Source organism: Gordonia westfalica, from assembly GCF_900105725.1.
GTDB lineage: Bacteria > Actinomycetota > Actinomycetes > Mycobacteriales > Mycobacteriaceae > Gordonia > Gordonia westfalica.
The window spans coordinates 1,092,250-1,105,222 of record NZ_FNLM01000036.1; the positions used below are offsets into that span (position 1 = coordinate 1,092,250).

At 61.1% G+C, this 12,973-nt stretch carries 3 protein-coding genes, 1 tRNA gene, 3 rRNA genes and 2 pseudogenes; 6 read left to right on the top strand and 3 right to left on the bottom strand.

Annotation, left to right across the window (positions count from 1 at the left end):
• Positions 1-14: 14 nt before the first annotated feature.
• Positions 15-572, bottom strand: a complete 558-nt coding sequence (locus BLU62_RS31165; protein WP_074854267.1) for a PPA1309 family protein — start codon at positions 570-572, stop codon at positions 15-17.
• Between the two features lie 165 nt (positions 573-737).
• On the opposite strand from BLU62_RS31165, the gene BLU62_RS31170 reads away from it, so the two are divergent.
• The gene (locus tag BLU62_RS31170) at positions 738-3,728 is read left to right on the top strand and encodes a UPF0182 family protein (protein WP_074854268.1); all 2,991 of its coding nucleotides are present in this window, start codon (positions 738-740) and stop codon (positions 3,726-3,728) included.
• Between the two features lie 65 nt (positions 3,729-3,793).
• Here BLU62_RS31170 and BLU62_RS31175 read toward each other — a convergent pair whose 3' ends face one another.
• The gene (locus BLU62_RS31175) at positions 3,794-4,093 is read right to left on the bottom strand and encodes a hypothetical protein (RefSeq protein WP_074854269.1); all 300 of its coding nucleotides are present in this window, start codon (positions 4,091-4,093) and stop codon (positions 3,794-3,796) included.
• A 230-nt stretch (positions 4,094-4,323) separates the two neighbouring features.
• On the opposite strand from BLU62_RS31175, the gene BLU62_RS31180 reads away from it, so the two are divergent.
• The 4 genes from BLU62_RS31180 to rrf all read left to right on the top strand — a co-directional run bounded on the left by BLU62_RS31180 (position 4,324) and on the right by rrf (position 10,623).
• A tRNA-Met gene (locus BLU62_RS31180) sits at positions 4,324-4,400 on the top strand.
• A gap of 841 nt (positions 4,401-5,241) precedes the next feature.
• Positions 5,242-6,764, top strand: a 16S ribosomal RNA gene (locus BLU62_RS31185).
• Positions 6,765-7,226: 462 nt separating this feature from the next.
• Positions 7,227-10,363 (top strand): 23S ribosomal RNA (locus BLU62_RS31190).
• Positions 10,364-10,506: 143 nt separating this feature from the next.
• Positions 10,507-10,623 (top strand): 5S ribosomal RNA (rrf, locus tag BLU62_RS31195).
• The 16S, 23S and 5S rRNA genes sit together here, the layout of an rRNA operon.
• Positions 10,624-10,770: 147 nt before the next feature.
• Here rrf and BLU62_RS31200 read toward each other — a convergent pair.
• Positions 10,771-12,602 (bottom strand): annotated as a pseudogene (locus BLU62_RS31200) (flavin-containing monooxygenase).
• Positions 12,603-12,764: 162 nt separating this feature from the next.
• Between BLU62_RS31200 and BLU62_RS34165 the strand changes: the two are divergent.
• Positions 12,765-12,973: pseudogene (locus BLU62_RS34165) on the top strand (transcriptional regulator); the annotation flags it as partial.

Sequence of the window (12,973 nt, forward strand, 5' to 3'; positions counted from 1 at the left end):
AGCGGTAGCGGCTCTCAGGACTCCGGGGTGTCGGGAGAGAAGGTACCCGCGAGCGCGGCTCGCAACTCGGTCCCGAGCCGGGGATGGGTGAGCGTCTCGACGTCCTCGCCCGGTTGACGGCGCAGCCGCATGATGGCCAGATCCTTGCCGTTGCGCAGTACGCCGACGACCAGGCGCGCCGGGTTCGGCTCCGACGCACCGTCGTGTCCGCCTGCGGCTGCCGCACCGGATTCGCCGACGACATAACGAGGGGACCCGTCGTCCCCGGGAGCCGGGGGAGCGACCACGATCTCGATGGCCACCGCGGCGCCCGCGACGGCGTCGGGCCAGACCGCCGACGCCAGGAAGGCGTCGAGGTCGGGGCATTCCTGCACGATCGGGGTGAACACCGACTCGGCGGCGTCGCCGAGAACGTCCGGTGCCTGTTCGGCCAGGACCGAGGTCGGGACGAGGGCGAACACCGACGGTGACTGGCCCCAGCCGGCGGTGTCGACGTGGTCGATGATCTCGCTCAGGGCGCTTCCGAGGTCCTCGGTGGAGAAGCCGCGCGGGGTGATCGGGTTGTCGGGCATCCGCTCATCTTGCCCCGCCGGGAGGAGACCGGGAACCGCGGTAGGTCGACGATCGTTGGGCAGGCACCTGAGCGAGTTCGCTCACTCGGGCGGTGCCAGTACAGTGGGCACCACGCCAGGCTTGCTCGTCACGCAGGGCGTTGTCCGGATTGAGAGCTTTGGAGAGTGGGTCTGGTGGGCGTCCGAGGGCCGGCAGGAATGCCGACACTGTCACGCAGGAGCAAGATCGTCATCGGACTCGGCGTTGCCGTGCTGGTCCTCTTGCTGATCGGACCACGACTGATCGGTCTCGCGACCGACTGGCTGTGGTTCCGCGACGTCGGGTACTCGAGCGTGTTCAGCACGGTCATCTGGACCCGCGTCATCCTCTTCCTGATCACGACGCTCGTCGTCGGCCTGATCATCTTCGGTGCGGTCGCCCTGGCCTACCGGTCCCGGCCGGTGTTCGTGCCGACCGCGGGACCCAACGATCCGCTCGCGCGCTACCGGACCGCCATCATGACGAAGGTCCGCTGGTTCGCGGTGGTGCCGGCGCTGATCATCGGCGCCCTCGCCGGTCTGGTCGCGCAGGGTTCCTGGGGCACGGTCCAGATGTTCCTGCACGGGACCTCCTTCGGTGAGAAGGACCCGCAGTTCAACCTCGACATCGGCTTCTACGCCTTCGACCTGCCGTTCTACCGGTTCGTGCTGAACCTGCTGTTCGTCGTGGTCGTCGTGGCGTTCCTCGCCAACCTGGTGACCCACTACCTCTTCGGGGGCATCCGCCTCGGCCAGGGCGGTGGCTCGGTCACCATGGCGGCGCGCATCCAGCTCGCGGTACTGGCCGGAACCTTCCTGCTGCTCAAGGCGGCGGCGTACTGGCTCGACCGGTACAACCTGCTGTCGAGTCAGCGGAAAGCCGAGATCTTCCCGGGCGCGAGCTACACCGACATCAACGCGGTCCTGCCGTCCAAGCTCATCCTGATGGCGATCGCCATCATCTGTGCCGTCGCGTTCTTCGCCGCGATCGTGCTGCGCGACCTGCGCATCCCCGCCCTCGCCACCGTGCTGATGCTGTTCTCGGCACTCCTGATCGGCGTCGGCTGGCCGCTCACCATGGAGCAGTTCTCCGTCAAGCCGAACGCCGCGCAGAAGGAAGCCGAATACATCCAGCGGGCCATCAACTCCACCCGGGACGCCTACGGCATCGGACCGGACAAGGTCATCACGCAGAAGGACTGGACCGCCGAGCCCGCGAACCCCGCGCTCGTCAACGGGGACATCCCGACGCTGTCGAACGTCCGCATCCTCGACCCGAATGTGGTCTCGCCGACGTTCATCCAGCAGCAGCAGCGCCAGAACTTCTACGGCTTCCCGACGCAGCTCGCGGTCGACCGCTACAAGATCGACGGCGAACTCCGTGATTTCGTGGTCGCGGTGCGTGAGCTCGATCCGAGCCGCTACCTCGAGAACCAGCAGAACTGGCTGAACAAGCATCTCGTGTACACGCACGGCAACGGCTTCGTCGCCGCGCCGGCGAACCGGGTCAACGAGTCGGTCGACGAGAACGACATCGACGGCGGCGGCGACCCGTTCTACTACGTCAGCGACACCACGAACTACCAGACCGAGGCGTACAAGCGCGACGCCCCGATCAAGGTGACGCAGCCGCGCATCTACTTCGGTGAGCTGCTGGCCAAGATCGACCCCGACTACGCCATCGTCGGTTCCGAGGGCGGTGAACCCCGCGAGCACGACATGGGCGACGCCAAGTACACCTACCAGGGCCCGGCCGGCGTCGGACTCGGCAACTGGTTCACCCGCCTCCTGTACGCGGGCAAGTACGCGGAGCGGAACTTCCTGCTCTCGGGTGAGATCACCTCGGCGTCGAAGATCATCTACAACCGCGATCCGCGGGACCGCGTCAAGCAGGTCGCGCCGTGGCTGACCATGGACTCCAAGACGTACCCGGCTGTCATGGAAGACGGCTCGATCAAGTGGATCGTCGACGGTTACACCACGCTCGACAACTTCCCGTACTCGCAGCCGACGTCGCTGCAGAGTGCGACCGCCGATGCCCAGGACCTCAACCCCGGCCAGACCGGACGCACGCAGGTCAACAAGACCGTGTCGTACGTGCGGAACTCGGTGAAGGCAACGGTCGATGCCTACACCGGTGAGGTCAAGCTGTACGAGGTCGACACCGAGGACCCCGTTCTGAAGACCTGGATGAAGGTCTTCCCGGGAACGGTCGCCTCTCGTGCCGAGTTCGACAAGCAGACCTCGCTGCGCGAGCACGTCCGGTACCCGGAGGATCTGTTCAAGATCCAGCGGGCACTGCTGACGCGCTACCACGTCGACTCGCCGCAGACGTTCTTCCAGGCAAACGACTTCTGGTCGGTGCCCTCCGACCCGACGAGCACCGACGCCGAACAGCGTGGACTCGATCAGCCGCCGTACTACTTCGTGGCCTCGGACCCGGAGAGCAAGCAGGCATCGTTCCAGCTCACCTCGGTCCTCACCCGACTCAATCGGCCGATCCTCGGTGCCTACATCACCGTCTCCTCGGACCCGTCGAACTATGGGCAGATCACCGTCAAGGAGCTGCCCGGCAACAACCAGCGGTCGGGACCGAAGCAGGCGTTCAACCCGATGAAGACCGATGGTCGGGTCGCCGAGTCGCTCAAGTCCCTGGAGAACACGGCCAAGGTGACGTTCGGCAATCTGCTGACGCTGCCGGTCGGTGACAACGGAATCCTGTACGTCGTCCCGATGTATGCGCAGGCCCAGGGCGAGGAGGCCTTCCCGCGCCTGTTCCGGGTGATCACCCGGTACGAGCCGAAGGAACGCGAGGCCCGGATCGGATATGCGCCGACGACGGCCGAGGCGCTGCGCCAGGTCGGGATCACACCGGCCGCCGGTGTTGTTCCCGGTGAACAGCAACCCGCTGACGAGGGCAACCAGCCCGGTCAGCAGAGTGGGACGACGACTCCGCAGCTGCCGAACCCGCCGCAGGGCGGTACGCCGGAGCGCGATGCCGCGGTGAAGGCCATCGGGGATGCACTCGGAGCCCTGCGCGATGCGCAGACCAAGGGTGACTTCTCCGGTTACGGTGCGGCCCTCGATCAGCTGAACAAGGCTGTCGCACAGTACGAGTCACTGCCAGAACAGAACTGATGGAGTCGGTCGATGCGCCCTGGGATCAGGGTGCATCGACCGGCGTCAACGAGAAACCGAGCGCTTCAGTGGGCGGTACGCCCGGCTCCGCGATACTTGCGGATGTAGCGCTCGGTTTCTGCTTTTGTGTTGTCTGGGAGGACCGGGCTGTGGTGGTACCGGCGGCTGATCGTGAAAAAGATCGAGATCGCGCAAGCGAAGGCCACGAGCGTCAGCCCGGCGAACAGGGCTGCGTATCCGTTGTTGCCGGCCGCCATGTGGACCAGCCACAGTGCGGCTGACAGGAAACCGCCGAGTGCGAGTAGGAAACCGACGAAACTGAGCGGGTGATTGCCGTGGCTCTCATAGTGGAAGTGGGCGGACATGGTTCCCTCCTCGGTGGTGGGTCGGCCCGGTTCGGGTAGCGCCGAGTCTACGCCCGTAAGTGACCCAGCTCACAGGTCTGCGGGTGTGCAGATACCCGTCGGATACGGCGTCGTGACCTGTGGTTCACGATGGTCCGTGACCGCGATCACTCACGTTTGACCAGTTCAGAGTTGGTTTCCGGAGCGATTTGCGTCGCTGACGAACGCATGTGTAACGTGGTCTTCACCAACGCGGGGTGGAGCAGCTCGGTAGCTCGCTGGGCTCATAACCCAGAGGTCGCAGGTTCAAATCCTGTCCCCGCTACCAACACAAGAACCCCCGCCCGGGGACTCCCGGGCGGGGGTTCTTGCATATCTGCCGGTGGTGGTCTGATCGCCGGCCTCACGGAGTGGCTTCGCCTCCCGGAACCGGCGTCCGCCTTCAGGGCCGTCCCTGCAATGCAAACCGCCCCTGCAAACCACCCTGAGTGGCGACGCCGGCGACATGGTGTCGCCGGTCGGCCTATGGAGGGTGGGTTCCAGGGGCGTTCTTCATCTCGAAGTGCACGAAGTTCATCTCTGGGTGCACAAGATCGGGGGTTGATCCGCCGGCACCGCCTCTGACCAGGCGATTTGACGCCGCCGACCCACGTGCGTAACTTATGTCGAGTCAGCGAGCCACGGCGCCGCCCCGGAGGACCTGCGAGGGTCTGAAGGCGGGGAGTGGAGACCGGGTTTCGCGGGCCGCCCCGAACTTCTTGTCCGAGACTTCGTGTCTTGGTCGTGTTGTGTGGGGTTGCTGGATGTCTTCGGGCCGACGAACTTCGGGTTTGCGGGTCGTGGAGATGGTCTGGTAGGCTGGAAGAGTTGCCCCGGAGACGGGGTGGCGATGGATAGTCAGAACCAAGTCTGCTGGTGAAAGCCCTTGTGGGGGTGAGTGGCTGGTGGGTGTGTGTTCTTTGAGAACTCGATAGTGTGATGATGAATTGTCTGATGCCATATTGTGGCATCGAGCATCTTTTGTGGATGTAGATGTTTATTTTGTGTGTGGCGCTCGGCCCCGTCTGGGTGTCACACGAAAAGCTAGTTTTGGATTGGTCAGGTTTTGCTTTCCTGATTGTGTTGAAACGCCGGCGCCTTTTGGGGTGTTGGTTTTGTTTCGCTATTTTTTCATGGAGAGTTTGATCCTGGCTCAGGACGAACGCTGGCGGCGTGCTTAACACATGCAAGTCGAACGGAAAGGCCCAGCTTGCTGGGTACTCGAGTGGCGAACGGGTGAGTAACACGTGGGTGATCTGCCCTGAACTCTGGGATAAGCCTGGGAAACTGGGTCTAATACCGGATATGACCTTGGAGTGCATGCTCTGGGGTGGAAAGCTTTTGCGGTTCAGGATGGGCCCGCGGCCTATCAGCTTGTTGGTGGGGTAATGGCCTACCAAGGCGACGACGGGTAGCCGACCTGAGAGGGTGATCGGCCACACTGGGACTGAGACACGGCCCAGACTCCTACGGGAGGCAGCAGTGGGGAATATTGCACAATGGGCGCAAGCCTGATGCAGCGACGCCGCGTGAGGGATGACGGCCTTCGGGTTGTAAACCTCTTTCACCAGGGACGAAGCGTGAGTGACGGTACCTGGAGAAGAAGCACCGGCCAACTACGTGCCAGCAGCCGCGGTAATACGTAGGGTGCGAGCGTTGTCCGGAATTACTGGGCGTAAAGAGCTCGTAGGCGGTTTGTCGCGTCGTCTGTGAAATTCTGCAACTCAATTGTAGGCGTGCAGGCGATACGGGCAGACTTGAGTACTACAGGGGAGACTGGAATTCCTGGTGTAGCGGTGAAATGCGCAGATATCAGGAGGAACACCGGTGGCGAAGGCGGGTCTCTGGGTAGTAACTGACGCTGAGGAGCGAAAGCGTGGGTAGCGAACAGGATTAGATACCCTGGTAGTCCACGCCGTAAACGGTGGGTACTAGGTGTGGGGCTCATTTCACGAGTTCCGTGCCGTAGCTAACGCATTAAGTACCCCGCCTGGGGAGTACGGCCGCAAGGCTAAAACTCAAAGGAATTGACGGGGGCCCGCACAAGCGGCGGAGCATGTGGATTAATTCGATGCAACGCGAAGAACCTTACCTGGGTTTGACATACACCAGACGCATGTAGAGATACATGTTCCCTTGTGGTTGGTGTACAGGTGGTGCATGGCTGTCGTCAGCTCGTGTCGTGAGATGTTGGGTTAAGTCCCGCAACGAGCGCAACCCTTGTCCTGTATTGCCAGCGGGTTATGCCGGGGACTTGCAGGAGACTGCCGGGGTCAACTCGGAGGAAGGTGGGGATGACGTCAAGTCATCATGCCCCTTATGTCCAGGGCTTCACACATGCTACAATGGCTGGTACAGAGGGCTGCGATACCGTGAGGTGGAGCGAATCCCTTAAAGCCAGTCTCAGTTCGGATTGGGGTCTGCAACTCGACCCCATGAAGTCGGAGTCGCTAGTAATCGCAGATCAGCAACGCTGCGGTGAATACGTTCCCGGGCCTTGTACACACCGCCCGTCACGTCATGAAAGTCGGTAACACCCGAAGCCGGTGGCCTAACCCCTTGTGGGAGGGAGCTGTCGAAGGTGGGATCGGCGATTGGGACGAAGTCGTAACAAGGTAGCCGTACCGGAAGGTGCGGCTGGATCACCTCCTTTCTAAGGAGCACAACGCACGGGGGCTTGGTCCCCGTGGACCCCCGCTTCTGTGGCCGAATGTGTCACGGCGGGTGTGTTCGAGGGTGAAACATCAGACAGACTCACCACTTCCGCACCTGTGGGAGGGTTGGGGGTTGCTGCTGCGCTGTGAGGCCGGTGGGTTCATTGTCACGCTATCGGGGTTCTGAGGGAACACGCGTTTTCTCGGTGCTGCATGTGAGATCTGGGTTGTTGAGGTGTTCTGTGATGGGACGCGGAGATGCAGGTTTGTGTGCGGTGTGTGTTGTTTGAGAAGTGCATAGTGGATGCGAGCATCTTTATTTCAAATCAACATTTTTTTGTTGGTCTGTGATTTAGCAGAAATGTTTTTGTGATGTCTACACTGGTGGGGGATTGTGTCTCTTGGTGGGCCCTGGTTTTTGGGGGTTCACGGGGGCGGAGCCCCTGTGGGTGTAGGTGTTGTTGTAAGTGTGTAAGGGCGTTCGGTGGATGCCTTGGTACCAGGAGCCGATGAAGGACGTGGTAGGCCGCGATAGTCCTCGGGGAGTTGTCAAACGAGCTGTGATCCGAGGGTGTCCGAATGGGGAAACCCAGCACGAGTGATGTCGTGTTACCCACCTCTGAATGTATAGGGGGTGTGGAGGGAACGTGGGGAAGTGAAACATCTCAGTACCCATAGGAAGAGAAAACAATATGTGATTCCGTGAGTAGTGGCGAGCGAAAGCGGATGAGGCTAAACCATGCGCATGTGATACCGGGTAGGGGTTGTGTGTGTGGTGTTGTGGGGTTCGTCTTCTTCCATCTGCCTGTGGAAGCGTGAGTCAGAAAATCGTGTGTTAGGTGAAGTGGCCTGGAATGGTCTGCCGTAGACGGTGAGAGTCCGGTAGCTGAAAACACATGGTCTTGCGTGATGGATGCCCAAGTAGCAGCGGGCTCGTGGAATCTGCTGTGAATCTGCCGGGACCACCCGGTAAGCCTGAATACTTCCTGGTGACCGATAGCGGACAAGTACCGTGAGGGAAAGGTGAAAAGTACCCCGGGAGGGGAGTGAAATAGTACCTGAAACCGGACGCTTACAATCCGTCAGAGCCTGTGAACAGTTTGGTCTGTTGTGGGTGATGGCGTGCCTTTTGAAGAATGAGCCTGCGAGTTAGTGCTCGGTGGCGAGGTTAACCCGTGTGGGGTAGCCGTAGCGAAAGCGAGTCTGAATAGGGCGAAAGAGTCGCCGGGTCTAGACCCGAAGCGGAGTGATCTACCCATGGCCAGGGTGAAGCGACGGTAAGACGTCGTGGAGGCCCGAACCCACTTCAGTTGAAAATGGAGGGGATGAGCTGTGGGTAGGGGTGAAAGGCCAATCAAACTCCGTGATAGCTGGTTCTCCCCGAAATGCATTTAGGTGCAGCGTCACATGTTTCTTACCGGAGGTAGAGCTACTGGATGGCCGATGGGCCCCACAGGGTTACTGACGTCAGCCAAACTCCGAATGCCGGTAAGTGAGAGTGTGGCAGTGAGACTGCGGGCGATAAGGTTCGTAGTCGAGAGGGAAACAGCCCAGATCGCCGGCTAAGGCCCCTAAGCGTGTACTAAGTGGAAAAGGATGTGGGGTCGCGAAGACAACCAGGAGGTTGGCTTAGAAGCAGCCACCCTTGAAAGAGTGCGTAATAGCTCACTGGTCAAGTGATCCTGCGCCGACAATGTAGCGGGGCTCAAGTACACCGCCGAAGCCGCGGCACTCACACAACAGCCCGTTGGTTTTCTACGGAGAATCAACCAGGTGTGTGGGTGGGTAGGGGAGCGTCCTGCATCCGTGGAAGCCGCAGAGTGATCTAGTGGTGGAGGGTGTGGGAGTGAGAATGCAGGCATGAGTAGCGAAAGAAGAGTGAGAAACTCTTCCGCCGAATGACCAAGGGTTCCTGGGCCAGGCTAATCCGCCCAGGGTGAGTCGGGACCTAAGGCGAGGCCGACAGGCGTAGTCGATGGACAACGGGTTGATATTCCCGTACCCGTGTATCCGCGCCCATGCTGAATCAGTTGTACTAACCATCCAGATCCCCCGGGAGCACCTTCGGGTGCCGGGTGGGGTGATGCATGGGACCTTGGCTGGTAGTAGGCAAGCGATGGGGTGACGCAGGAAGGTAGTGGGGCCAGTCAGTGGTTGTACTGGTGTAAGCCTGTAGGGCGTGTTCTAGGCAAATCCGGAACACATGCAGCCTGAGAGGTGATGCGTAGCCGAAGTGGTGAATTCCATGATCCTATGCTGCCGAGAAAAGCCTCTAGTGAGTTGGTACACGGCCCGTACCCCAAACCAACACAGGTGGTCAGGTAGAGAATACTAAGGCGATCGAGAGAACTGTGGTTAAGGAACTCGGCAAAATGCCCCCGTAACTTCGGGAGAAGGGGGACCCAGACTGGTGACGATCTTTACGGTTTGAGCTGGTGTGGGTCGCAGAGACCAGAGAGAAGCGACTGTTTACTAAAAACACAGGTCCGTGCGAAGTCGTAAGACGATGTATACGGACTGACGCCTGCCCGGTGCTGGAAGGTTAAGAGGACCGGTTAATCACTTCGGTGGTGAAGCTGAGAATTTAAGCCCCAGTAAACGGCGGTGGTAACTATAACCATCCTAAGGTAGCGAAATTCCTTGTCGGGTAAGTTCCGACCTGCACGAATGGCGTAACGACTTCTCTGCTGTCTCAACCACAGACTCGGCGAAATTGCAGTACGAGTAAAGATGCTCGTTACGCGCGGCAGGACGAAAAGACCCCGGGACCTTCACTATAGCTTGGTATTGGTGTTCGGTTCGGTTTGTGTAGGATAGGTGGGAGACTGTGAAGTGGGCACGCCAGTGTTCATGGAGTCGTTGTTGAAATACCACTCTGATCGTATTGGACTTCTAACCTCGGACCCTGATCGGGTTCAGGGACAGTGCCTGGTGGGTAGTTTAACTGGGGCGGTTGCCTCCCAAAATGTAACGGAGGCGCCCAAAGGTTCCCTCAGCCTGGTTGGCAATCAGGTGTTGAGTGTAAGTGCACAAGGGAGCTTGACTGTGAGACGTACATGTCGAGCAGGGACGAAAGTCGGGACTAGTGATCCGGCACCGGCAAGTGGAAGCGGTGTCGCTCAACGGATAAAAGGTACCCCGGGGATAACAGGCTGATCTTCCCCAAGAGTCCATATCGACGGGATGGTTTGGCACCTCGATGTCGGCTCGTCGCATCCTGGGGCTGGAGTAGGTCCCAAGGGTTGGGCTGTTCGCCCATTAAAGCGGCACGCGAGCTGGGTTTAGAACGTCGTGAGACAGTTCGGTCTCTATCCGCCGCGCGCGTAAGAAACTTGAGGAAACCTGTCCCTAGTACGAGAGGACCGGGACGGACGAACCTCTGGTGTGCCAGTTGTCCTACCAAGGGCACCGCTGGTTAGCTACGTTCGGAAGGGATAACCGCTGAAAGCATCTAAGCGGGAAGCCTGTTCCAAGATGAGGTTTCTCACCCTCTTAGCAGGGTTAAGGCCCCCTACAGACCATGGGGTTGATAGGCCAGAACTGTAAGCACAGTAATGTGTTCAGGTGACTGGTACTAATCGGCCGAGGACTTACCAACAACACTGTTGTTCACACAGCAAGACCCCTACATGTTTTTTTGGGGTTCACGGGGCGTAGCCCCCCGTGTGATCGCATCCACTATGACACTTCTGAAACAACACACAACAAACAAATAGCCTGTTGTGGGTTGTTTTATAGAGTTACGGCGGCCATAGCGGAGGGGAAACGCCCGGCCCCATTCCGAACCCGGAAGCTAAGCCCTCCAGCGCCGATGGTACTGCACCTTAATCAGTGTGGGAGAGTAGGACACCGCCGAACACAATTTCCATTGTGGCCCTACACGAGTAATCGTGTAGGGCCACAATGCATTTCCCGGTGGGTTTCTGCGGCCGGCCCGGCCGGCCGTCTGAGACACAGAAATGCCCGCGACCTCGTCGTCGCGGGGCATTTCCCGTCTCTGAGTACTCAGCTGAGGTGGTGCACTTCGGCCAGGCCGTAGACCGGGGTGTCCAGACCCTCGTACCGTGCCTTGAGCTGCAGTGCCAGGTACAGCGAGTAGTGGCGGGACTGATGCAGATTGCCGCCGTGGAACCAGAGACCCGGCTGCTGCGTCGGCTTCCACATGTTGCGCTGCTCGCCCTCCCACGGACCGGGGTCCTTGGTGGTGTCGGAGCCGAGGCCCCAGACCTTGCCGACGCGATCGCCACGTCCTGACCCATCAGGTCGGCGGCCCAGCCGTTCATCGATCCGAACCCGGTTGCGTAGACCACGACGTCGGCCTCGAGTTCGGTGCCGTCGGAGAGGACGACGGAGGTCTCGGTCAGGTGATCGAGCTGCCCCTGGACCAGTTTGATGGTGCCGTTGGCGATGAGCTCGCTGGCGCCGACGTCGATGTAGTAGCCGAGCCGCGTCGTAGATACTTCATGAACAGACCCGAGTCGTCGTCACCGAAGTCGAGCTTGAAGCCGGCCGCCTCGAGACGGTCGTAGAACTCCTTGTCCTGCTCGCGGATCTGGTTGTACACCGGCACCTGGAATTCGTGCATGATCCGGTAGGGCAGCGACGCGAAGGTGAGATCGGCCTTCTTGGTGGTCATCCCGGAGGCCACCGCTTCCTCGCTGTAGAGCCCGCCGAGAGCAATCGATCGAAGAGAATCCGACTTCACGATGTGCGTCGACGAGCGCTGCACCATCGTGGCGTCGACGCCGTTGTCCACCAGGGCCTTGCAGATGTCGTGAGCGGAGTTGTTCGACCCGATCACGACGACCTTCTTGCCGGCGTAGGCGTCGGGGCCGGGGTGTTGGCTGGAGTGGTGCTGTTCGCCGGCGAAGATGTCCTGACCCGGAACGGTCGGATCGACGGCTTGCCGGACATACCGTGGCCAGCACGAGCTGCGTCGGATGGAGTGTCAGGCGCTCGCCGTCACGGTCGATCTCGACGGTCCAGCGTTCCTGCTCCTCGTCGTAATCGGCGGACAGGCAGGTGGTCTTGCTCCAGTAGGGGACCTCCATGACCTTGGTGTAGAACTCGAGCCAGTCGCCGATCTTGTCCTTGGGAGCGAACACCGGCCAGTTCTCCGGGAAGGGAGGTACGGGAGGTGGTCGTACCAGACCGGGTCGTGCAGGCACAGGGACTGTACCGCTTGCGCCACTGGTCGCCGGGTCGGTCATGACGGTCCACGACGATCGACGGCACCCCTAGCTGGCGGAGGCGTGCTCCCAGCGCGATGCCGCCCTGCCCGCCGCCGATGACGAGGACGTACGGCTGAACGGTGCGACCGAGTTCGAGTTCCTCGTCGGCCTTCTTCTCCGCCCATGAGCGGGTGTCCGGATCGGAGCCGTGTACAGCGCCGAGCACGCGGGTCGGGCCGCGGCGCTCTTCGTGGTCCTTCAGCTCCTGCATCGTGGTGAGGAGCGTCCACGCGCGGTCGGTGCCGTCCGAATCCGGGCGGATACGCACGTGACCCTCGCAGCGTCCGACAGCGGTCTCGAAGGAGATGAACGCCGACGCGACGCCGTCACCGTCGTCGGTGGCGTCCTCGGTCGTCGCGAAGCCGGCGGGACGGGTGTCGGCCAGACGGGCCGTCAGCATGTCGCTGATCTGCTCGTGGCCCTCGACCGTCTTGATGTTCCAGGTGAAGGCGGTGAGGTCGCGCCAGTAGCTGTCGGTGAGGAACGCATTCGTCGCACGACCGACGTCGAGGCCGACAGGGCCGCCTCGAACTCCTCCAGCCACGCGTCGATTCGCTGCTGCGGTGTGCGGTCGGTGCTGACGACCGGCTCCAGCGTCTGGGTCATTGTCTCTCCTCAACAGTTCCGGGTGGGCCGCCGATAGTGACGCGGACCACATTGGTGCTGTGGACAGGAGACGCCCCGTGACCCGCCGCGGCAAGGGTTGCAGCCCGTTGCGACCCCACCCGTCGTTGCACCGGTTCTGTGATGTGACGCACAATCTTGGTGATGATGACTTCCGACCACGTCTCCGATCTCGAGCCGGCCGTCCAGGCCGGCGACGATCCGCGGAGTTCGCGCACGTTCTCAGCGCGGTCCACGATGCGGCGATGTCGGGCGGACGTATGCCGGCACGCCGCGCACGGTGATCGACGATTCCTGGCAGCGGCTCCGCAAGGCGGGCCTCGACCCGGACGCGGACACTGCGGTCGAGCGGG

Bases quoted from the DNA above. Each gene is read 5' to 3' on its own strand.
- BLU62_RS31165 (WP_074854267.1), bottom strand. From the start codon at position 572: ATGCCCGACAACCCGATCACCCCGCGCGGCTTCTCCACCGAGGACCTC.
- BLU62_RS31175 (WP_074854269.1), bottom strand. From the start codon at position 4,093: ATGTCCGCCCACTTCCACTATGAGAGCCACGGCAATCACCCGCTCAGT.